15 protein-coding genes and 1 pseudogene are annotated in these 22,366 nt (G+C 71.0%); 10 read left to right on the top strand and 6 right to left on the bottom strand.

Annotated features, from left to right (window positions below):
- Positions 1-13: 13 nt before the first annotated feature.
- From OG202_RS08020 to OG202_RS08000, 5 genes are all read right to left on the bottom strand, one after another.
- Positions 14-1,246, bottom strand: a complete 1,233-nt coding sequence (locus OG202_RS08020) for a PucR family transcriptional regulator (protein ID WP_327730792.1) — start codon at positions 1,244-1,246, stop codon at positions 14-16.
- Between the two features lie 122 nt (positions 1,247-1,368).
- On the bottom strand, positions 1,369-2,406 hold the full coding sequence (locus OG202_RS08015; RefSeq protein ID WP_405892864.1) for an alpha/beta hydrolase: 1,038 nt from the start codon (positions 2,404-2,406) through the stop codon (positions 1,369-1,371).
- A 22-nt stretch (positions 2,407-2,428) separates the two neighbouring features.
- Entirely contained in the window at positions 2,429-7,165 is a 4,737-nt protein-coding gene (locus OG202_RS08010) for a polyketide synthase (protein ID WP_327730793.1), read from the bottom strand.
- Positions 7,162-8,910: a fatty acyl-AMP ligase gene (locus tag OG202_RS08005; RefSeq protein ID WP_327730794.1), complete on the bottom strand. Its 1,749-nt coding sequence runs from the start codon at positions 8,908-8,910 to the stop codon at positions 7,162-7,164. The genes OG202_RS08010 and OG202_RS08005 overlap by 4 nt, the downstream gene beginning before the upstream one ends.
- A gap of 148 nt (positions 8,911-9,058) precedes the next feature.
- Positions 9,059-10,633 carry an acyl-CoA carboxylase subunit beta gene (locus tag OG202_RS08000; RefSeq protein ID WP_327730795.1) on the bottom strand — a complete coding sequence of 525 codons (1,575 nt, stop codon included), beginning with the start codon at positions 10,631-10,633 and terminating at the stop codon, positions 9,059-9,061.
- Between OG202_RS08000 and OG202_RS07995 the strand changes: the two genes are divergently transcribed.
- The 3 genes from OG202_RS07995 to OG202_RS07985 all read left to right on the top strand — a co-directional run bounded on the left by OG202_RS07995 (position 10,616) and on the right by OG202_RS07985 (position 12,900).
- Complete coding sequence (locus OG202_RS07995) at positions 10,616-10,783, top strand: hypothetical protein (protein WP_327730796.1); 168 nt, start codon at positions 10,616-10,618, stop codon at positions 10,781-10,783. The genes OG202_RS08000 and OG202_RS07995 overlap by 18 nt on opposite strands.
- A gap of 243 nt (positions 10,784-11,026) precedes the next feature.
- Complete coding sequence (locus tag OG202_RS07990; protein ID WP_327730797.1) at positions 11,027-11,698, top strand: expansin EXLX1 family cellulose-binding protein; 672 nt, start codon at positions 11,027-11,029, stop codon at positions 11,696-11,698.
- Between the two features lie 20 nt (positions 11,699-11,718).
- Positions 11,719-12,900: an aminotransferase class V-fold PLP-dependent enzyme gene (locus OG202_RS07985; RefSeq protein WP_327730798.1), complete on the top strand. Its 1,182-nt coding sequence runs from the start codon at positions 11,719-11,721 to the stop codon at positions 12,898-12,900.
- Between the two features lie 23 nt (positions 12,901-12,923).
- Here the strand turns inward: OG202_RS07985 and OG202_RS07980 are convergent.
- A pseudogene (locus OG202_RS07980) lies at positions 12,924-13,109 on the bottom strand (dTDP-4-dehydrorhamnose reductase); the annotation flags it as partial.
- A 46-nt stretch (positions 13,110-13,155) separates the two neighbouring features.
- Between OG202_RS07980 and OG202_RS07975 the strand changes: the two are divergent.
- From OG202_RS07975 to OG202_RS07945, 7 genes are all read left to right on the top strand, one after another.
- Positions 13,156-14,682, top strand: coding sequence for an integrase (locus OG202_RS07975; RefSeq protein ID WP_327730799.1), 1,527 nt, complete (start codon positions 13,156-13,158; stop codon positions 14,680-14,682).
- An 83-nt stretch (positions 14,683-14,765) separates the two neighbouring features.
- Entirely contained in the window at positions 14,766-16,409 is a 1,644-nt protein-coding gene (locus OG202_RS07970; protein ID WP_327750260.1) for a hypothetical protein, read from the top strand.
- Positions 16,406-17,551 (top strand): hypothetical protein, encoded by a 1,146-nt coding sequence (locus tag OG202_RS07965; RefSeq protein WP_327730801.1) that lies wholly within the window; start codon positions 16,406-16,408, stop codon positions 17,549-17,551. The genes OG202_RS07970 and OG202_RS07965 overlap by 4 nt, the downstream gene beginning before the upstream one ends.
- A gap of 128 nt (positions 17,552-17,679) precedes the next feature.
- Positions 17,680-18,804 (top strand): tyrosine-type recombinase/integrase, encoded by a 1,125-nt coding sequence (locus OG202_RS07960; RefSeq protein WP_328222283.1) that lies wholly within the window; start codon positions 17,680-17,682, stop codon positions 18,802-18,804.
- Entirely contained in the window at positions 18,801-19,127 is a 327-nt protein-coding gene (locus OG202_RS07955; protein WP_327730803.1) for a helix-turn-helix domain-containing protein, read from the top strand. The genes OG202_RS07960 and OG202_RS07955 overlap by 4 nt, the downstream gene beginning before the upstream one ends.
- The gene (locus OG202_RS07950) at positions 19,124-21,502 is read left to right on the top strand and encodes an XRE family transcriptional regulator (RefSeq protein ID WP_327730804.1); all 2,379 of its coding nucleotides are present in this window, start codon (positions 19,124-19,126) and stop codon (positions 21,500-21,502) included. Before OG202_RS07955 ends, OG202_RS07950 begins: the two co-directional genes overlap by 4 nt.
- Complete coding sequence (locus OG202_RS07945; protein WP_327730805.1) at positions 21,499-22,347, top strand: hypothetical protein; 849 nt, start codon at positions 21,499-21,501, stop codon at positions 22,345-22,347. The genes OG202_RS07950 and OG202_RS07945 overlap by 4 nt, the downstream gene beginning before the upstream one ends.
- Positions 22,348-22,366 lie beyond the last annotated feature (19 nt).

Below are 22,366 nucleotides of genomic sequence, written 5' to 3'. Positions count from 1 at the left end.
TGAGTCGATATTTTTATGCGGTGAACGTGTCGTCGTCCCGCAATGCCTCCGCGCGCAGGGCGAGGATGAGGTCGAGGCGGGTACCGGGGTCGTGCAGGGCCTCGCCGAAGAGCTTCTCCAGCTGCCGCAGGCGGTAGCGGACCGTCTGCGGGTGGATGTGGAGGCGGGCGGCGACATCAGGCACGTTGCTGCCGCCGAGCAGCCACGCCAGAAGGGTCTCGGCGAGCCGGCCGCGCGGCCCCTCGGCGACGGCGTCCAGCGGGGCCAGCACCCGCGACTGGAGGTGGGCGAGCATCGGTTCGTCGCTGTACAGCAGCAGCGTCGACAGATGGTCGGCGCAACGCACCACGCCCTGCCGGGGCAGGATGCCGCGCCCCATCAGCCCGAGCGCACGGGTGGCCCAGTGCAGGGAACGGGCCGCCTCGCCGAGCGGGACCGTCGGGCCGATCGCGGCGGGCCGGCCGCGCAGCGCGAGCGTGAACGCCCGGCCGCCGAAACGGCCGGAACCGTCCGGGTCGGGCACCAGCATCCGGGGCGGCCGGGACTCCATGTCCACCAGCGCCCCCGCCGCGGCCAACGGCCGGTCCGCCTCCCGCTGGTCCGGGGCCGCCGCCAGCGCGACCACCGCCACCTGCCGCGGCACCGACCACCGGGCGCCGTGCGCCAGATCCTGCACCGCCTCCGGGGCCACCGGCCGGTCTCCCAGCAGCAGATCGAGCAGCCGCCTGCGCCGTCGCTCCAACTCGTCGGTGCTGCGCAGCTGGGCCTCCGCAAAGCCGGATGCGGCCGCCTCGGCGACCTCGTGCACCGTCTGGAAAGCGAGTTCGCCGAGCGCGGCCACCACCGAGGAGTCCAGGCCCAGTTCCTCCGCCGTACGGCCCATCAGCCGCCAGGCGTGCAGACCCCCGACCCGTAGCGCCGACTGCAACGCGTCCAGACCGCGACCCTCCAGGGCCTCGCCGCGCCCGAGTTCGTAGTAGGTCGCGGTGATCGCGGCACCCTGGCCGCGCGGATCGGCGATGTGGTCGACGAACAGGGTCAGCGCCTGGACGACCCCCGATCTGAGCTGTGCGCGATACGCCCCGTCCGCCGGCCGGGCGTACTCCGGGACCTGTCTGCGCACCTCCTCCTCCACCTCGTCGGCGACGGCCTCCAACTGGTCGCGCAGCAGTTTGGCGAGTTCGGGCGGCACAGAGGCGGCGCCGGGACCGTCCGGCACACCGTGCGGCGGGGTGGGGGCAGCCAAGGCGGACCCTCCTTTCACCCGGAAGCGGCTCACCCGCGGGCTGGTGCCCGTGGGGCGAGGGACAAGTCCTGGGTTGGACGTACGTCCCCTGCGCTCCGTTCCGTGCCCCGACGGCACCGGCCTCACGCCGGCACCCCCAGCGCACCGGCGAGCATCGGCCACGACGCGGTGAACTCCCGCTTCCAGTAGGCCCAGCTGTGCCCTCCTCCCGCGTAGAAATGGGTGGTCACCGGGACCCGCAGCAGCGCGAGCGTGTCCGTGAACGCGTGCGCGGACGGCCACAGCGCGCTCTCCAGCGCCTCGGGGAGCCAGTCGCCGGTCCCGCCGATCACTCCGCTGCCGCTCGACACGTACAGGGCGGTGCCGCGCAGTCCGGCCGCGCGGGACCGCGGGTTGAAGTCCCGCCAGGTGAGCACGTTCAGGATCGGGTTGCCCCACAGCGACAGGGGCGTCAGGTTCTCGCGGGCCACGATGGCGTCCATCAGGGTCGGCACCCCGGGCGCCGTGGTGTCGAGGATGCCGCTGTACGAGGCCGCCGCCGCGAACGTCCCCGGGTGACGTGCCGCGTGCGCCATCGCCCCGTAGCCGCCGGTCGAGACACCGGCGACGACCCGGACCCCGGACGCCCGGTAGTCACGGGCGAGCAGCGCCGGTACCTCGCGGATCTGGAACGTCTCGTAGTCGGGGCCGTTCCGCCAGGCGGTGGGTATGCCGGTCGGCCCCGCGTCCGGCATCGCCACGATCAGCTCCCGGCCCGCCGTGAACGCCTCGATGTCCGTCTCCCGCGTCCATGACGTGTAGTCGTCGTGCGCGCCGTGGAGGAGATACAGCACGGGGTACTTCCGGGCGGGCTGCGCGGCGAAGGACGAGGGGAGGATCAGCCGCACCGTCGCGTTCCGCCCCAGGGCGGCGGAGGGGAGGGAGACGTCGAGGGTACGGGGGCCGAGGCGGGTGACGGTCCGAGCGGCGGGGGCGGTGGCAGCGCGGTTGGTGCGGGTGCGGCCGACGGGAGACCGGCGACCGGTCGCCCCGGCGGTGCCGGTGGTCGCGGCACCGACGAGGGCGGCCAGGCCGGTGGCGACCGCCGCCCTGGCGACGGAGCGCCGGGACAATCCGGCGGTGGGGTGCATGGGGTGCGTGGGGTCGGTGCGGTCGGGCATGGCGGCTCTCCTCGGATCGGGTTCAGCGGTTGTCCCTGGCGAGCTCCCGCCGCAGATGGGCGGCGATCTCGTCGACGTGCGGCGGGTCGAGCAGCGACAGATGGTGACCCGTGACCCGGACGACGGTCAGGCGTGGACACACCTCGTCCCAGCCGAGCGCCTCGTCGTCCCGCTCGTACGCGGGGTCGCGCACGGTGTGCGGGGCGGGCTCGGTGGCCCGGTACAGCACCACCCGGCCGTCGTGGCGCCCCGGGCGGTGGGCCTCGCCGATCCTCAGGTCCAGATAGGAGGACCTCTGGTGATCGAGGGCCGCCTGCGGCACGTCGGCCGCCTTACGCAGAGCCCGCAGCACGGTGTCGACGCGCTCGCCGTCGTCCTCCGTCGCGGCCAACTCGTCGTACGGCAGCGTCAGTTCGACTCCGTACGCGTCGGCGACGTGGCGGGCGAAGCCGGTGAAGTGCGCGCGGATCCGCTCGGCCGGTGTTCCCTCCGGGCGGGGGAGGGGCCGTACGGAATCGATGAGCACCACCAGGCGCACGTCCCGCCCGGCGGCCGTCAGCTGCCGCGCCGCCTCCTGCGCGACGAAGCCACCGAACGACCAACCGCCCAGCAGACAGGGCCCGTCGGGGTACACGGCGGCCACCGCCTCCACGTAACGCCGGGCCTTCTCGACGACCGTACGCGCCCCTTCGATCCGCTCCAGCCCGTACACCGGCCGCTCCCCGCCGAGCCGTTCGACGAGGGAGCGGTAGACGTCGGCGGTGCCGCCGGCGGCGTGGACGAGGAAGAGCGGGGGGTGGGGGCCGGAGGGGTGGAGGGTGCGGATCGGATGGTGAGCGGCGGAGGTGTTGCGGGGCTGGGGCAGGGCGTCCTCGCGCGACGCTCTCCCGGCCGGCGACGACGCGTCCTCGCCGGCCGCGCGGGGGAGCCGCGGCAGGGGCTCCCTGTCGACCGCTCGGGGGCCGGCCGACGGCAGGGCGTCCTCGGCCGATGCCCAGGGCGCCGGCGAGGGCGCGTGCCCACCCGTCGTTCTCGCGGGCGACGCGGGGTGGACGCCTTCGGCCGGATCCGGGCCCGTCGGCTGTGCCCGGTGGCCTTCGGCCGGAGCCGGTGCCGTCGGTTGTGCCCGGTGGCCTTCGGCCGATGTCGTCTCCGTCCGCACGGCCGGCCGGGAATCCCCGGACGGCGTCGCCTCCCCCGGCAGCGCCCGCTGGACGTGGGCCGCCGTGGCTTCGACCGTGGCGGCGCCCAGGAGGTCGCGCAGGGGGAGTTCGATGCCGAACTCCCGTTCCAGTGCGGCGCGGATGCGGACGGCCATCAGGGAGTCCAGGCCCAGCTCGGCGAAGGTGGTGGCCGGGGTGATCCGGGTCGGCGGATGCCCGGTGACGGCGGCGATGTGGTGACAGAGGCGGGCGGAGACCGAGGCGTCCTCCGTCGCGCGCCACCCTTCCGGCCCACTGCTGCCGTCCAGTCCGTGGCGTCCGTCGAGCTGCCGACTCTCCTCCGGCGGGAAGGCGCCCCGTAGCGCCGGCCCTCCGGGGCGCCCTTCCGCGACATGGCCTCCTGCCGCCGTGCGGTCCGCCTCCGGGATGTCCCGTCCGGCCACCACGAGGCCCCCGGCCGTCACGTGGACTCCGCCCGTTTCGTGGCCCTGTGCCGTCACACGGACTCCGCCCGTTTCACGGCCCTCCGCCGTCACGCGGACTCCGCCCGTTTCGTGGCCCTGTGCCGACACGTGGATCGCGCCGGACTCGTCGCTCCCGGCCGTCACATGGGCCCCGCCGGACACGCGGCTCCCCTCCGCCCCCGCTGTCGTCCGGCCCGTCGCCGCGACACCCGCTCGCCCGTCCGTCCACCAATGCCGCCCATGCCGCCAGCGCGGCCCGGGCAGGTCGGTGACGCGGCCGGGTGGCAGCGGCAGCCGCAGTCCGGCGGTGTGCAGGATGCCCACCTGGGTGAGGAAACCGGCGCAGGTGTCGGCGTCGCGTCGGAGGGTGCCGAGGGCGAGGGCGCCGGGGGCGGTGTCCGTGACCGCCCGGGTCAGGACCGGGTGGGGTGAGAGTTCGACGAACGTGGTGTGGCCGTCGGCGGCGGCAGCGGCGACGGCCCGGTCGAGTCGCACGGGCCGCCGCAGGTTGGCGGCCCAGTGCCCGGCATCGAACACACAGTCCCCACGCGGGTCGTCCAGCACGGTGGAGTAGACGGGGACCGTGGGGCGCCCGCCCCGGATGTCGGCCAACTCCGCCGTCAACTCGGCCAGCAGCGGCTCCACCTGGGGGGAGTGCCCCGCCCCGACCACCCGCATCGCACGGGCGGCCCGCCCCTGCTCCTCCAGCCACCCCACCAGCCGGGCCACCGCCTCCTCCTCCCCGGTGACCACCTTCTGACCGGGCGAGGAGTGCACGGCGACATGGACCCCGGGGAAGTCCCGTGCCAGGGTGGAGAGTTCGGAGTCGTCGAGGTCGACCACCGCCATCGCCCCGCCCCGCAGCCCGCTGAGCAGCCGGGCCCGTACGGCCACCACACGGGCCGCGTCCGACACCTCCAGCGCGCCCGCGCACACCGCGGCGGCCACCTCGCCCAGGGAGTGGCCGATGACGGCGGCGGGCTCGACACCGTGCGCCCGCCACAGCTCGGCGAGCGCCAACTGCAGTCCGAGGAGGACGGGTTGGGCGACCTCCAGGCGGTCGAGGTCGCCGCCGGAGGACAGCTCGTCATAGAGGGACAGCCCGCACTCGGGGGCCAGTTGCGCGTCCAGTTTCTCCACGGCCGCGGCGAAGGCGGGTTCCTCGGCGAGCAGTCGGCGTCCCATGCCGACCCACTGGCTGCCGTACCCGGAGAAGACCCACACCGGGCCACGTCCGACGAGATCCCGGTCGCCGGTCACGACCCGCGCGTCGGGGTGACCGCCCGCCAACGCGCGCAGCCCGTGCGCGAGTTCGGCACGGTCACCGGCGACGATCGCGGCGCGCACCGGCCCGCGCCCCGCCCGCCCGGCGAGCGTGCGCGCCACATCGGCGGGGTGCGCGGCACTCCCCTCGGGCGTGTCGAGCCAGTCCGCCAGCCGGGCGGCGGTGTCGCGGACGCGGGTGGTGTCGGTGTCGGAGAGGAGGTGGAGGCGGGCCGGGGGTTCCTCGGCCGGGGGCGGGAGCAGGGCGCCGGGCCGCCATTCCTCCAGGACGGCATGGGCGTTGGTGCCGCCGAACCCGAACCCGGAGACCCCGGCGGTGGCCGTACCGCCGTACCGGGGCCACGGCTCGGCCTCCGTCACGACCCGCAGCCGTCCGTCGTCGTCCAGGGCGCTGCCCCCGGCGCAGTGCAGCGAGGGCGGGATCAGGTCGTGGTGGAGTGCGAGCACCGTCTTCACCAGGCCGGCGATGCCCGCGGCGGACTCCAGGTGGCCCAGGTTGCCCTTGACGGAGCCGAGGAGCAGCGGCTGGTCGGGGTCGCGGCCCGTACCGAGGACGGTGCCGAGCGCACCGGCCTCGATGGGGTCGCCGAGCGGGGTGCCGGTGCCGTGCGCCTCGACGTGGTCGATGTGCGCGGGGGAGAGACCGGCTCGCGCGTAGGCGGTGGTCAGCAGGGCCTGCTGGGCGGCCGGGTTGGGGGCGAGGAGGCCGTTGGAGCGGCCGTCGGAGTTGACGGCGGTGGCCCGGATCACGGCGAGGACGCGGTCGCCGTCCCGCTCGGCGTCGGACAGCCGCTTCAGCAGCACGGCCGCGCAGCCCTCGCCCCGCCCGATGCCGTCGGCCGCCGCCGAGAACGGCTTGCACCGCCCGTCCGGCGCGAGGGCCCCCGCCCGCCGGAACGCGACGGTGACGGTCGGGGAGAGCAGCAGATTGACCCCGGCGGCGATCGCGACATCGCTCTCGCCCGTGCGCAGGCTGACACACGCGTGGTGCACGGCCACCAGAGACGACGAACACGCGGTGTCGACGGCCATGCTCGGCCCGCGCGTGTCCAGGACGTACGCGAGCCGGCCCGCCGCCACGCTCAGCGCCCCGCCGGCCGGCGCCCAGGGGTCGACGGCGGCCGGGTCCGCGCCGGTGAGCTGTCCGTACTCGGGAGCGGAGACCCCGACGAAGACACCGGTGGCGGTGCCCGCGAGCGAGGCGGCCGGGACCGCGGCGTGGTCCAGGGTCTCCCGCACCACCTCCAGGAGGATCCGCTGCTGCGGGTCCATCACCGCGGCCTCGCGCGGCGTGATGCGGAAGAAGTCCGCGTCGAACCCGGCGATGTCGTCCAGGTAGCCGCCGTACGGGAGCGCGTCGGCGGGCGGGTACGGCGTGAAGTCCCGCCACCGGTCCTCCGGGACCCGGCGGATCGCGTCGACGCCGTCGAGCAGCAGGCGCCAGTAGTCCGCCGGGCCGTGCACACCCCCGGGCAGCCGGCAGCCGACCCCGACGACGGCGACCGGTTCACCGGGCGGCGCGGGTGCCCTCGCAGGTGGGGCCGGCCTGGGGGCGATGTCCGCCGCCGTACCGCACAGGCGCGCCACCAGCGCCTCCCCGGTGGACGCCTCCCACAGCAGCGTCGCCGGCAGTTCACGGCCCGTCGCCCGCGACAACTCCCCGGCCAGCACGACCGCGTCCCGCGAGGACATCCCGAGATCCGCGAACGGCCGGTCCATCGCCACGTCCTCGACGGCGATGCCGCTCCAGGCGGCCACCTGCTCGGCGATCAGCCGCCGCACCGCGCCTTCCGTACCGCCGGCGACCGGCCGCCGCAGGCTGCCCTCGTCGTCCCCCACGACCCTCATCCCACGACCCCCACCGCATAGGCACCCGCCAGATAACGTTCACGGGTCAGCGCCCGCGAGACCTTCCCGCTGGACGTACGGGGCACGGTGCCCGGCGGGACGACGACGACGTCGGAGAGCCGCAGCCCGTGCCGCGCGGAGACGGCCGCGCGCACGGTCGTGACGAGCGCCGGTACGTCGATGTCGGCGAGCGGCACGGCCCGCGCGTGCTCCGCGACGACGACCACCCGCTCCCCGGAGCCGCCCGGCACACCGAACGCGGCGAGCCGGTCGCGCCGCACGGCCGGGTGCGCGTCCTGGGCCGTGGCCTCCACGTCCTGCGGGTAGTGGTTGCGTCCGTCGACGACGATGAGGTCCTTCAGCCGCCCGGTGACGAGCAACTGCCCGTCCAGGACCGTCCCCAGGTCGCCCGTCCGCAGCCACGCGCCCGGCCCCGCCGTGACATCGGCGAGGACGGCGCCGAAGACGCGCCGGGTCTGCCGGTCCTGGTTCCGGTAGCCCCGCCCCACGTTGGGACCCTGCACCCAGATCTCGCCGACCTCCCCCTCGGCCAGCGCGACCCGGGACACCGGGTCGGCGATCCGCACCCGCTGGCCGGCCGGGGCGCCGCAGCCGGCCAGCAGCACGGCCCTCGGATCGTCGGGCCGCGCGGGCAGGGCCTTCCCGGTGGCCAGGGCGTCGCGGTCGAGAGCGAAACCGCGGGGCGGCACCCCGGGGCGGGCGGCACTGACGAAGACGGTCGCCTCGGCCAGCCCGTACGACGGGCAGTGCGTCTCCGGGACGAGACCCTGCGCGGCGAACGCGGCGTGGAAACGGTCGGCCGTGCCGGGTCGGACCGGCTCGCTCCCGTTGATCAGGGCGAAGACACCGTCCAGCCGCAGCCCGGCCTTCTGCGCGTCGGTGACCGTCGACGCGCAGTAGTCGTAGGCGAAGTTGGGCGCCGCGCTCAGCGCGCGGGGGTGCGCGGCCAGCAGCCGCAGCCAGCGCACGGGCTCGTGCAGGAACGCCACCGGATCCATGAGCACCGACAACAGCCCCCGCACCACCGGCGCCGCGACACTCAGCACCAGCCCCATGTCGTGGTAGAGCGGCAGCCAGCCCACACATGTCACCGCATGCGCGTCGGCGCCGTAGGCGGCCAGCGCCTGGCGGGCGTTGGCGACGACGTTGGCGTGGGTGATCTCCACGCCCGCCGGGGTGCGGGTCGAGCCGGAGGTGTACTGGAGATAGGCGACGGCGGTGTCGTCGGGGGCGGACGGCGGCCGGTCGTCGGCGGCGGCGTCCGGCACCTCGTCGACGGCGATCACCTTCACCGCCCGGCCCTCGCACAGCCGTGTCACCTCGGCGAGGGCGCGGCGCGTCGTGACGACGACCGCCGGGCACGCGTCGGTCAGGACCGCCGACAGGCGGTCGCCCTGCCCGGGCAGACCGGGCGGATACAGCGGTACGGCGACCAGACCGGCGGCGAGCGCCCCGAGGAACGCGGTGACGTACTCCGTGCCCTGCGGGCACAGCACAGCGACCCGTGCCCCGGGCTCGGCCTCCGCCGCGAGCCGGGCGGCCACGGCCCGCATCCGCAGGTCCAGCCTGCGCCAGGTCAGCGTGCGGTGGACGCCCCGCGACTGCGGCGCGGGATGGTCGACGAAGGTGAACGCCCGGCGGTCGGGGGTGGTCTCGGCCCAGTGCCGGACATACTCCGGCAGACTGCGGAACGCGGGCGCGAGCGGGGGGCGGCGGCTGTCCATCGGGCAAGGCTCCTCACGTCGCGGGGACGACTTGCGGTCAGAGCGGTCAGAGCGGTCAGAGCGGTCAGAGAGGTCAGAGCGGTTGGCGCGTGCGGCGACGGCCGCGCGGAGCACGGCAGCCGGGCCGCGCGCAGCGGTCGGAGGCAGGTCAGAGCGGGATGTTGCCGTGGCGGCGTTCCGGCATGGGGGCGCGCTTGCCGCGCAGGGCGCGCAGGGCGCGGCAGATGTGGGCGCGGGTGTCGCGCGGAGCGATGACGGCGTCGACGTAGCCGCGTTCGGCGGCGAGGTACGGGGTGCCGTACGTGCTCTCGTACGCGGTGACGAGGCGGGCGCGCAGGGCCTCGGGGTCGGCCGCGGCGGCGAGTTCGCGGCGATTCAGGACCCCTACCGCGCCCTCGGCACCCATGACGGCGATCCGGGCGGTGGGCCAGGCCAGGTTGACGTCGGCGCCGAGGTGCTTGGACCCCATCACCGCGTATCCGCCGCCGTACGCCTTGCGCACCACCACCGTGACCTTCGGGACGGTGGCCTCGGCGTAGGCGTACAGGAGTTTCGCGCCCCGCCGGATGATGCCGGCCTGCTCCTGGCGGACACCGGAGAGATAACCGGGGACGTCGGCGAAGGTCAGCAGCGGGATGCCGAACGCGTCGCAGAACCGTACGAACCGCGCGGCCTTCTCGGAGGCGTCGATGTCGAGGACCCCGGCGGCGTGCAGCGGCTGGTTGGCGACGACGCCGACGGAGGCGCCCTCGACGAGCGCGAACGCGCAGATGATGTTCGGCGCGAACAGCTCCTGCACCTCCAGGAGTTCACCGTCGTCGACGACCGCGCGCAGGATGTCCCGCATGTCGTAGGCCTGCCCGAGCCGGTCCGGCACCACCGCGTCGAGACCCGGCCCGGCGGGCGCGGCCCCCGGCGCGTACTGCGGGGGCCGCTCCAGGTTGTTGGCGGGCAGGTACGACAGCAGGTCGCGCACGGTGTCGAGGGCGTTCACCTCGTCGGCGGCGAGGAAGTGGGCGTTGCCGTTGACGGTGTTGCTGGTGCGGGCGCCGCCCAGCTCCTCGGCGCTGGTGCGTTCGCCGGTGACCGTCTCGATCACGTCGGGCCCGGTGACGAACATGTGCGAGGCGCCGTCCACCATCACGGTGAAGTCGGTGATGGCCGGCGAGTACGCGGCCCCGCCCGCGCACGGGCCCAGGACGACCGAGATCTGCGGGATCACCCCGGACGCCTGCACGTTGCGGCGCACCAGCTCGGCGTAGAGGGCGAGCGAGGTGACGCCCTCCTGGATGCGGGCGCCGCCGCCGTCGTTGAGGCCGATGACCGGACAGCCCGTCTTCAGGGCGAGGTCCATCAGCGCGATCGTCTTCTCGCCGAAGGCCTCGCCCATGCTGCCACCGAAGACCGTGGCGTCCTGGGCGAAGACACAGACGGCGCGGCCGTCGATCGTGCCGTGCCCGGTGACCACCCCGTCGCCGTACGGTCGCCGGGCGCCGTCCCCGGTGGGGCGGGCCCGTACGAACTGGCCCGTCTCCGTGAACGAGCCCGCGTCCAGCAGCAGATCGATCCGCTCCCGGGCGCCGTACTCCCCACGTCTCCTGGCCCCGCCGGGCGCGACCGCCCGCGCCCGGCGGCCCTCCAACTCGGCGATGCGGTCGGCGGTCCGGTCGACGGCGGGTTCACCGACGCGCTCGTGGACCTGTTCGTGAACGCGCTCATCCATGCGCTCATCCATGCGCTCATCGACGCGCTCATCGACGCGCTCGTCGACGCGCTCATCGACGCGCTCGTCGACGCGCTCATCGGCGGGTTCGGGCATGCGGGCTGTCGCCCGCTCCGCCACCTGCCTCGCCCGGGACGTCGTCACCTCTAGCGTCACAGCCACCTCCGAAGTGGCTTTCGAATATGGCAGCGCCGGAGGCGTGGACCGGGTCGATCCCCGTTCTGTGTGCGGGAGATGAGTCCCGAGGGGCCGGGGTTCGTCCGTGGGTGACAAGAGCCCGGGAGCGACCGGGGCGTTCCAGACGTATGACTGCCATCACGCTTCACTTGACCTTTCAACGATGCCAGGATCTCGGCGCCCGAGCACGTCCCACCGTCCTCGAAAGGCATCGACATGCGCAGCCGACTCGCCCTCCTCGCCGCCGTCACGGCCTTCCTGACCACGGCCACGGCGCCGGCGTACGCCAGTGTCCAGCCCGGCGTCACCTACTCCGGCGAAGGCACCTTCTACGGCGCGACCGGCGTCGGGAACTGCCTCTACGACGCCACCGGCGACATCGCCATCGCGGCCCTCAACCACACCGACTACGACAACGCCCGCATGTGCGGCGCCTTCATCCGCGTCAAGGGACCCCGCGGTGAGCTCACCGTCAAGATCGTCGACCGCTGCCCGGAGTGCGCCCCCGGCGACGTCGACCTCGGCCAGCAGGCCTTCGCCCGTATCGCCGACCCCGTGGCCGGCCGGGTGCCGATCACCTGGACCCTGGTGAGCCCGGACATCGGCGGCACGGTCGCCTACCGCTACAAGGAAGGGTCCACGCAGTGGTGGTGCGGCATCCAGGTCCGCAACCACCGCAACCCCGTCGCCACACTGGAGGTCCGCACCGGAACGACCTGGCGCCAACTGCCGCGCCAGGAATACAACTACTTCGTCTCGGCGGACGGCACCGGCTGCGGCTCCGACATCCGCGTCACCGACATCCACGGCCAGGCCCTCACCGACACCGGCATCACCATCACCCCGAACGTCGACCAGCCCGGCCGCGCCCAGTTCACCCAACGCTGACGCGTGGGAAGAGTGTGGGCATGGACATCGACGCACTGCGCCGGGACACACCGGGCACCGCGAACCGCGTGCACCTCAACAACGCCGGAGCGGCCCTCCTCTCCCGGCGGACCCTGGACACCATGACCGCCCACCTGGAACTCGAAGCGGCCATCGGCGGCTACGAGGCCGCGAATCAGGAACGGCAGCGGATCGACGCCACCTACGACAACCTCGCCCGGCTGGTGGGCGGACGGCCCGACGAGATCGCGCTGTTCGACAACTCCACCCACGCCTGGAACGCCGCGTTCTACGCACTGACCTTCAAGCCGGGCGACCGCATCCTCACCGGCCGCGCCGAGTACGGCAGCAATGTGCTCGCCTACCTCCAGGTCGCCCGGCGCACCGGCGCCGAGATCGTGGTCGTCCCCGACGACGCGTCCGGACAGCTCGACACCGCCGCCCTCGCCACCCTGATCGACGAGCGCACCCGACTGGTCGGAATCAGCCACATCCCCACCAGCGGTGGCCTGATCAACCCGGCGGCCGAGATCGGCCGGATCACCCGCGCCGCCGGCGTCCCGTTCCTCCTCGACGCCACCCAGTCCGTGGGCCAGTTCCCGGTGGACGTCGAGGCCATCGGCTGCGACATGCTCACCGCCACCGGCCGCAAGTTCCTGCGCGGCCCGCGCGGCACGGGCTTCCTCTGGGTGCGCTCCGAGGCGCTGGAGCACCTCGACCCGCACGTCATCGAGATCCATTCCGCCGCCTGGGACGGCGGACGCGGCTTCACCTGGCAGCCCGGCGCCCGCCGCTTCGAGACCTGGGAGACCGCCTACGCGGGTGTCCTGGGCCTCGACGCGGCCGTGCGCCAGGCCCTCGACCTCGGCCTGGACCGCATCGGTGAACGCGCCGTCGCCCTGGGCGCGTACCTTCGCGACCGCCTCGACTCTCTCCCCGGCGTCACCACCCACGACCTCGGCGAACACCGCTGCGCCATCGTGACCGCCAAGGTCGACGGCCTGCCCGCCCCCGAGGTCGCCGCCGCCCTCGCCCGGCAGCGGATCAACGTGACCACCACCGACCCCGAACACACCCAGTTCGACACCGAACACCGAGGCGTCCACCCCCTGGTCCGGCTCTCCCCGCACTACTACAACACCGAGGCCGAACTCGACCGCACGGTCGAGGCCATGGCCGACATCGCCCGCACCGCCGGCTGAGACGACCGCCAGGCATCCGTCCTTCAGGCGTGCCGCTCGGCGAGGAACTCCCGGGCGCCACGCAGCCGGGTGCGCAGCCGCCGCTGGGTCACCCGGCTGTCCAGCCGGACGTCAAGGGCTCCTCGCAGGGGGCTGCCGGCCCGTCGTCCGGCGGGCAGCCGCGACGCGTCGAGGCCGTCGCGACGGGCGACGAGGACGCCCAACTCGTGGCTTCCCTGATGCTTGAGCGTGTTCAAGCATCAGTGGAGGTAGCAGTTGAGTACGTGGCAAGTGGTGCGGGTGCCGGATCCGGGCCGGTGGGGGAAGCTCCCCGCTGAGGGGGTGCTGGGGGTACGGGATCTGCCCGAGGCGGTTACCCGGATCGGTCTCGAACCGGGTGATCCGGTGTTCGTTCGGCCGGATGGAATGGTTGACGCGGACCTTCTGAATTTCGTCCTTTCGGACGCGTTCAGGTCTATGGAACGTGAGTCGAAGCGGAACTACTCGACGGATATGCGTCTGCTGCTCGAATTTCTGTCCTCGCGGCAGGTCGAGTGGCGGGGAGCGACGCAACAGGACCTGAACGACTTCCGGCACTGGCGATGTGAAGCACCGGAGAACACGGACAGCATCAGCGGGACCAAATGGGACCGGGAGGCGGCGGCGTTCACGAAGTTGTTCCGGTGGGGCGATGTACGCCCGCTGCCGGTGGACGTCTCGCGGCGGGAGGACCGGGCGGCGGACTCGGTCAGTTCGCGGGTGTCGTGGCTGACGCCGCGAACCTGGGGCCTGTGGTCCGACGTCGGTCTGCGCGGCCACACCCGTGCTGGTTTGCCGGCGCCGGGGTGGGATTCCCGGACGGAGATGCGGAATACAAGCTTCGTTCAGCTGCTGCTGTCCTCGGCCCTGAGGCGGCAGGAGGGCGGGTCGTTGCTGACGTTCGAGCTGCCGACGCAACGTCTTCGGCGCGGGCGATATTGCCACGGCCGAATAGCCGGTGCCGTGACGCGATCGAAGAGCAGCCGCGTGTTCTACGCCACGGTGGACGCGGTCGGGCAGGTCGAGGTCTACATCCAGTCCGAACGGGCTTGGGCAATCCAGCGAGCACAGGCAGCGGGCCGCTACGAGCGGCTGCCGGTGATGCGGCTTATCACTCGGGTGACGAATGGGCGGAACCCGACGGTGGAGTGGGTGGACCGCGACGGTGTCGCCGGTGCTCGGGAGCTGAGCCGTCTGGGCTGGATGGACCGGCAGTCACTGTTTCTGGAGGGGGCAGAGGGGCCGGAGCCTGCATATCTGTGGCTGACGGAGCAGGGTCTGCCGATGGCCCCCGAGCGGTGGAACGGGGTGTTCAGGACTGCGAACCTGCGCTGCGAGGAAACGTTGCTTACCGAGGAGGAGCGGAAGATCACCCGGGACTTCCGGCTTGCGGAGGTGCTGGGGAAGTCTCCGTACGCGACGCCGCATTCTGCTCGGCACTCGGCGGCGCTCTATTTGCTGATCGTGCTGAATCAGCTGATGGAGTCCCGTTACGGGCTGACGAAGGCGGAGAGGCGGGACTTCGCCCTGTTGTTCGGTGACCCGTGGTGGCTGGTGAAGACGATCCTCGGGCACACGGATGTGGAGACGACGAAACGGCACTACCTCGCGCCGGTCGCCCACTTGCAGCTGGAGTCGATCCTGGCGATGGCTGACGAGGACGAGAGTGAGCAGGCGGAGGACCTGGACGGTGTCTTTGCTCGCCTGGCCCGGGAGACCGCCGGCATCCAGGACATTGATGCCCTCCTCAAGGTGGCCTCGTGACTGGGCGGGGACGCAAGGCTGTGCTCCCGCCGGCCGATCACCACACCAGGTCACCTCTTGCTCCGGACGGACTCGCGGTCACCGTGGTCAGCAAGGCTGGCTTCAAGGAGTACGACTTCGCCGAACTGCCGGTAGCTGAGCCGATGCAACGCTCGTTGGCCGCAGTTTTCGCGGTCCGATCTCGTGGGTGGACCAGTCATCTGACAGCTGGGACCAACTGGCGGCACATCGACCAGTTCGCCAAATTCGTCTCGGGCCTGGACAGCCCGCCAGACGATCTGGACGGTCTCACCGTCGAAGCGCTTCAGAGCTGGCGGAACCAGAACATCGGCACCAACAGCGGCCGGAGCGTGCTGGGCACCATCCGTGGATTGTTGCGGCGGGACCCCCGGCTCTCTACTGGGCCGTTGGCCGAAGAAGTGGCTCGCCGGGTTCCTGGGCCGACACCGAGTAAGCAGTCCTACGACGAGGACGAACGGAACCGGGTGGTGCTGGCCGCGCAGCGCGAATTCCGCTCGGCCTGGCTTCGGATCAACGAGAACACAAGCCTGCTGAACAGGTGGCGGGCCGGCGACATCACAGAGGGCAGCCGCGAATGGAAAATCGGCGCCATCCTCGACCATATCGCCCGCACCGGTGATGCTCCTCGCACTCTTCGCCCCTCCGGGCAGAGAGCGGTGACCAACCACAAACTGTTGGGCGGCAACAGGTCGGAGAAGACCTGGGGCAGGCTCTTCTTGACCCGCGGGGAGCTCACCGCGCTGGCCGTGCTTCTGACTGACCGGTTCGGGTGGAACCTGTCTCTCTACAGCCGTATGCCCGTGCCGACCACCGCGCCATCGGTCGGCGAGACGTCCTCGGCCACCTACCAGGTCCAGCTCGAAAAGCGCAGAGCTGGGAGGGGGCACTGGTTCTCGACCGAGAACATCACCGACGCAGGAGCCGACTCCCCAGGGCGGCTGATCACCCAGGCGCTGGAGGCCACGGCGCACGGACGCGCGCTGGCGAACCGTCTGGCACCCGAGATAGATCTGTTGATGGTCGCTCGTGCTCACCAACCGGGACAGGGACATCTGGGGCTGGATCGTCCATCGGCGGTGGAGCCCCTGTCGTTCGGAATCTCCTACGCCATGGCCAAGTCGTGGGCCCGCAGCCACGGGCTGCACGGATCACCGTTCCAGCGAACCCGCCGGACGACGGTGACCCGCGAGGGACGCCCCCTGCAGCACACCCAGGGCACTCACGAGAGCGTCTACGTGCTGCCCGACAAGCAGGTCCAGCGCGCCTCCCAGGACGTGTTCGAGGCTGGCGCCCATGAGGCTCTGGAACAGGCGATGGCCGCTGTGTTCGGCGGGAAGATCACGGACGAGGCGGACCCGGGTCATCAGCCGACCGCGACAGTGGACTGCGAGGACGAGACCACCACGCCCTGGCCGGCTCCGGGCGGCGGCTGCGGAGCGGATTTCCTGCTCTGCATGGCCTGTCCCAATGCCCACGTCCACCCGGGCCACCATCCCCGGCTCGCTCTGCTGCACCAGCAGATCTTGAGCCTGCGCTCCGCCCTGGACGATGACACATTCCTCAGCCGCTGGAACGACCATCTGCTGCGTCTGGAGAACCTGCGGGACAAGGTCGGCCCCGCTGCCTGGAAGGCGGCCCTGACCCGCGTCAGCGACACCGACCGCACCGTCGTCCAGCTCTTGTTGAAGGAAGACCTCGCCCAGTGACCAGCCTTGCCGTCGAGAACGACCCATACATTCTGGCTCCGCCGAATCCGAACAGCCCCGTGGTGCTATCCCTATGGATCAGCCCCGGCAATACGCACCCGAACGCGCAGTACCGTGATCCCGTCTGGCCGCTGGCTCCGCTCATCGACAGCCCCAGCACCGAGCTGGCCACCATCTACTGGCAGGGCTGTCCCGACCCGTTGCTCGCCCAGGTCAAACAGACGACCTGGACGATGATCAATGGCCGGCTTCGTCCTACCTACCTTCTGACGCGAGGAAGCCATTCCCGGGCCAGGACGTCCGCTGCGGACATCAGGGACACCTGCAATGAGTGGATGCGGCTGGCGCGATGGCTGCACGCGCGCCGCCTCAGCAGCCTTACCGACTGCACCGACGACATGTGGCGGGCCTATATCGCCCAGCGTTGGGGCGACGGGGTCTCCCGCGACCACGCCGCGAGGGTCTGCGGCAAGCTGACAGATTTGTGGGCGTTCGACCAGCTCAGTGCCAGGCCCGCGGGCGTCACCCGGCCGCCATGGGACGTCGAGGGCATCGACGACTTCCTTCCCGCCGCCAACAGCCCGGCACGCGGAGAGAACAGTACGGAACCTCTGGATCCGGCAGTCCTGGGGCCGCTGTTGGTATGGGCTATCCGGTTCGTCGATGACTTCGCCGACGACATCCTGGCAGCGTGGGCCGAGAGGAGCCGCCTGATCGCGGCAGCCGAGGCCAACCCGGCCATCCCCGAGGGGCAGGCCGTCCTTGCGGAGTTCTTGCTGCCGAATGTCCGGTCGGGCCGCGGGCTGCCCTCGGCCCGGATGCACGGCCGCCGGGGGCTGGCTCGCTCCTACATCTCCGCCGTCACCGGCGCGAGCGTGAAACAGATCGACCACTTCGTCGCGCGCAACCAGCTCTCCGGCCTGGCGAACGAGCACCCGGGCCCGTGCCCGCTGGAGGTGCCGGTCAGCGGGCAGATCAACGGGAACCCCTGGCGCGAGCGCATGGACTTCGATGAGGCTGCCAGCCTGATGCGTCACCTGGGCACCGCCGCAGTGGTCGTATGCCTTTACCTCACAGGCATGCGTCCGCAAGAAAACGGGGCGGAGTTGCATCTGATGCAGCACTCCGCAGGGTTCAAGTAAGCGCGAAACGCCAGGTGATGGGCCTCGGTTCCACCATCCTCTCGCACGGTGCAGGCGATCTACCAGCGACGCTTGCGCTTCACCGGTGCCATCCCAACAATGATGCGTCTAACGCAACGGAGGCTGGAGTGGCGAAAGCGGCCGATTTGGCGGGTGCGGCACACCTGACGCTCGTGGACGGGATCTCCTACATGGACCCCGCGCCTGCCGTGTTCGAGGCCATGCTGGAGGGGTGGACCAAGCAGCAGCGGGCCCGCTTCCTGCAGTGGGAGGGGACCATCAAGCCGCGGTTGTCGCTCGTCCGCCGGTTCGCCGAGTTCTCCAACCAGTACCCGTGGCAGTGGCAGCCGGCGGAGTTCGAGGCGTTCATCGACCACCTGCGCACGAAGACGCCGACGTTCACAGTGTCGAGCGGTCGCAATTACCAGAACCACCTGCGGCTGTTCTGCGAGTTCATCACCGATCCGCGCTATGGCTGGATGTCCGTCTGTCAGGAACGCTTCGGTGAGGTGCCGGTCCAGATTCTGCATGAGTGGAACACCGTCACCCATGTCAGCGAGTACGAGGGTGACCCGGGCCGCCGACCGCTGACCTATGACGAGATCCAGGATCTGTTCGACGCCGCCGACGGGCGGGTCGAGGAGATCCGGAAGCGCGGCCGTAAGGGTGCGTTGACCGCGATGCGCGACTCCGCCCTGCTCAAGACCTACTACGCCTATGGCATGCGGCGCCGGGAGAACGTCGGCCTGGACATCGCCGACCTGAGGCGCAATCCGAAGGCCCCGCAGTACAAGCGCCACGGGGCGGTGTTCGTACGCTGGGGCAAGTCCTCCAAGGGAAGCCCGCCCAAGCGCCGCACCATCTTCACCGTTCCCGAGATGGACTGGATCGTCGAGGACCTCGACCACTACTTGACCGAGGTCCGACCCCGCTTCGGCGTGGGCAAGCACCCCGCGATCTGGGTCACCGAACGCTCCGGGCGCCTGTCGCGCCGGTCGGCAAACGAAGCCTTCGAAGCCGCCAAGCAGGCCGCCGGCCTGCCCGAAGAACTCGAATTGCACTGCCTGAGACATTCCTATATCACACATTTGACCGAATTTGATTACCCGGAGCGGTTCATCCAGGACCAGGCCGGTCACGGCTATGCCAGCACGACAGTCCTCTATACCGGCGTCTCGGACGAGTACCGCAACCGGCTGGTGCACAAGAAGTTGGGCCAGCGTTACCCGGGCATCTGGGAGGACCCGAAGTGATCAAGAAGATGGGCTACCGCTGGAACCTGCGCAAGCTCATGGCCGACCGGGAGATGTTCCAGACCACCGACCTGGTGCCATTGCTGGCCGAGCGGGGCGTCACGCTCTCGCGCGAGCAGGTCTTCCGCCTGGTCACGCAACCGCCACAGCGGATGTCGATGGACACTCTCGCGGCTCTGTGCGACATCCTCGACTGCCAGCCCAATGACCTCATCGAGGTCCAGGTCGTCAACGAAGAGGTACGCAAGACCGCCGGCGGCGAGACGCCCAGCCCGCTCCCGGCCGTGCGCCGGACCTCGATCCGGCGACCGGAGGGTCTGTGACCGCGCCCTCGCCGACCGCCCCGTCGATCGTCGCCCGACTTGCCGCGCAGGCGGCGCGGATGGAAGCCGCCACGAACGCTGCCGTTGGCCAGGTCACCAAGGCTTTGCCGACCCTCAGCACCGCCGACGCGAACGCGGTGCTGGAGACGGCGGTGCCGATCCCTGTCCGCGGAGCCGCCCGGTTCCTGGAGGAGCTGGCCGAGCACATGGCCACGCACCCCGACGCCCTGACCTCGGGCAGCTCTCTGTGCCCACCGGTTCTGCTGCGGCTGGCCGAGGTGCTGCACGAAGCCGGACATCCAGTCGTTCGCCCCGGATGCGCACGCTGCGGAAAGATCCGTTCTGACCTGCGGCAACTCCGTCCCGAAGGCCGGCTCTGCGGTTCATGCGACGCACGAAGCCGCAAGCGCGAAACCTGCGCACGCTGCCACCGCGAAGGCCAGCGCGTCACTGCCCGGCGCCCAGAGGGCCCAATCTGCCACCGCTGCTACCGCGCGGACCCCGCCACGTTCGAGGAGTGCGCCGACTGCGGCCAGCTCCGACACCCGGTGGTACGACGCGACGACGGCCGAGGGCTGTGCATGAAGTGCTGGAAACGCCCGGTACATACCTGCGTCAGCTGCGGAAAGTCCGCAGCCGCTGCCCTCGTTGACGCCGACGGCGCACTCTGCCATCTCTGCTACAACCGCCACCGCCGACCACGACGGCTCTGCGGTCGATGCGGACAGCTCAAGCGCATCGCCCGCAACGCGCGCGACGGACAGCCAGACCTCTGCGACGGCTGCTACCAGGGCCCCGAGGTGATCTGCTCGCTCTGCAACCGGGTCCGCCCCTGCGTCAGCCACGACGAGCGAGGCCAGCCGATCTGCGCCACCTGCTACCAGCGTCACCGCACCGGCGAGCCGTGCGCCCGCTGCGGCCAGACCAAGCCGGTCAACACCCGATGGCCAATCGGGCCCGTCTGCCAAGTCTGCTACACCGCCGTGCTCCGATCCCCAGCCGAGTGTCCCCGCTGCGGCACGGTCCAGCCACTGATCGCGCGGGACGACGACGGCGCCGGCCTCTGCGGACCCTGCGTCGGCTTTGCCGCCGACTACACCTGCACACAGTGCGGCCGGGCCGGCAACCCCCACAGCCGCGGCCGATGCGCTCACTGCGTACTCGCCGAGCGGGTCAGCGCCCTGCTGGCCGGGCCGGACGGCACTGTCGTTCCGCAACTGGAACCGCTCGCGGCCGCGCTGGCGTCCCTCCCCTCACCGTTCCCCGCCATCCAGTGGATCAAGGAGAGCCCGAACACCAGGCTCCTCGCCCAGCTCGCGGCCGAAGGCCAGGCCCTGAGCCACGAGCTGCTGGACGAGCTCCCGCCCAGCCGGAACCAGCGCTACATCCGGCAACTCCTGGTACACACCGGCGTGTTGGACGAGCGTCATGAGGACCTCGAACGCATCCCCGGCTGGCTGGAGCACGAGCTCGCGGACAAGCCGGGCGCGCACGCCAAGCTTGCCCGTCCGTTCCTGCACTGGTTCCTGCTTCGGCGAGCACGCCAACGGGCCGCCATCCGGCACCATCCCGCCTCCGCCGACCGCGACCTGCGGCGCCGTGTCAGCGTCGCCCTGGACTTCCTGGCCTGGATGGACCAACGAGGCTTGGCCCTCGGCGACCTCGCCCAGGAGCACATCGACGACTGGATCACCGGAGCCACCAGCCAACGCCGCTACCTGATCCGACACTTCCTGAAATGGACCACGAGCCGTCGGCTCACCCGCGAGCTGACCATCCCCTCCATCCCGAGCCAGGAGCCCCAGAACCTGCTCGACGAGGACGACCGATGGCCACTCCTTCAGCGCTGCCTGACCGACGATGCCCTGCCTACGGACGTCCGCGCCGCCGGCGCGATCACCCTGCTGTTCGGCCCGTCCACCGAACGCCTCTGCCATCTGACACCCGAGCACCTCAAGTTCGGCGAAAAGCACGCCCACCTGGTCCTGGGCCGACACCCCGTCCTGCTGCCCCCACGACTCGCCGAACTCCTGCGGCACCTCGCCGAACAACCGCTGCTGCGACCCCAGCTCTCGCGAGTACACCCCGGCCCACAATGGCTATTCCCGGGCATGGTCCCCGGAAAGCCGATCTCCACACACGGCATGACCCAGAAACTCAACCGGCACGGCATCCCGGTTCGCACCGCGCGCAACGCGGCACTGGCCGCCCTCGCAGCTGACCTCCCCAGCCCGATCCTCGCCGACGTGACCGGCATGCACCGGCACACCGCACTCCGCTGGGTCGCCTACGCCCGACGCGACTGGGCCGAATACCTCGCCGCACGCGCCGCGACTCACACCAAGAAACCGCAAGAGAGGAATGAAAGGGAATGACGGATCGATCAGAGCGTGAACCCGAAAAGAATGAAACGCCACGCATGGTTAGAATTCCAGGTTTCCTTGAATACCCCGAGAACCTGACTCCTGGGAAATCAAAGAAAGGCGGACCCCATCGCAACCTCTACGACAGTCAAGGGCGCCTAGCAGGTCACAGCGACTTCATTCCGGGCGGCGGCATTGAAGCAGGTTCACTAACAGGCAGCGAATACAGGTCGACTTCGCGAACGAAGGAGCGCGACGAGTTCACTGAGGCGATCCGTGAGGAGATCTATGATCTTCTTGCTCACATTATCGTCGATGTTGCCATTGCGGCTACGCCGCGCGTTAAGAGGTGGTTGGACGATCAGGTGCTTCCGGCAATAAAGTCTCGATGGAACAAGATGCCTCGACGGAACAGGCCTGCTGCAACTCGCGAGACCGACAGTCGACCCGCCACTGCCGAAGCGCCGACCGTAATTGAGGCTACCGCCGTAGACTCCCCGCAAGAATTGGTTGTCGCGCTCGATGAGAATAGAGTCACCATGAGCAGCGCGGAAGCGCGAGCGCGCTTTCTGTTGGCCCTAGCGGCTAGGGCATTCAGCGAGGAGCAGCTAAGAATACTATCTAATGCCCATGTTGAAGATGATGATGATGATGATGGTTTCGTGGAGCTGAAACACGCAGTTGACGAGCTTACACCTCGGCAAGCCGCGAACATCGTCAAGACGCTTGAGGTGAATCCATTGCTTCTCGACGGCGAGGCATTGACTGAACTCATGAAGGCTCTCAGAGAAAACGAGAAGATCAACGAGAGACTTCGCCTGGCTAATCCCAAGAACCAGCCACGTAACCTCGACTAGCACTGATGCCCTGTCCACG

Origin of the sequence: Streptomyces sp. NBC_00310, from assembly GCF_036208085.1 — a bacterium.
Lineage (GTDB): Bacteria > Actinomycetota > Actinomycetes > Streptomycetales > Streptomycetaceae > Streptomyces.
Note: the sequence above shows the minus strand (reverse complement) of the source record. Positions and strands in the feature narration are given on the sequence as shown.

What these genes read in the sequence shown, in the direction of transcription:
- OG202_RS08005 (WP_327730794.1), bottom strand. Translation starts at nt 8,910, where the DNA reads ATGGACAGCCGCCGCCCCCCGCTCGCGCCCGCGTTCCGCAGTCTGCCG.
- OG202_RS07985 (WP_327730798.1), top strand. Translation starts at nt 11,719, where the DNA reads ATGGACATCGACGCACTGCGCCGGGACACACCGGGCACCGCGAACCGC.
- OG202_RS08000 (WP_327730795.1), bottom strand. Translation starts at nt 10,633, where the DNA reads ATGGATGAGCGCGTTCACGAACAGGTCCACGAGCGCGTCGGTGAACCC.
- OG202_RS07945 (WP_327730805.1), top strand. Translation starts at nt 21,499, where the DNA reads ATGACGGATCGATCAGAGCGTGAACCCGAAAAGAATGAAACGCCACGC.
- OG202_RS07990 (WP_327730797.1), top strand. Translation starts at nt 11,027, where the DNA reads ATGCGCAGCCGACTCGCCCTCCTCGCCGCCGTCACGGCCTTCCTGACC.
- OG202_RS08010 (WP_327730793.1), bottom strand. Translation starts at nt 7,165, where the DNA reads ATGAGGGTCGTGGGGGACGACGAGGGCAGCCTGCGGCGGCCGGTCGCC.
- OG202_RS08015 (WP_405892864.1), bottom strand. Translation starts at nt 2,406, where the DNA reads ATGCCCGACCGCACCGACCCCACGCACCCCATGCACCCCACCGCCGGA.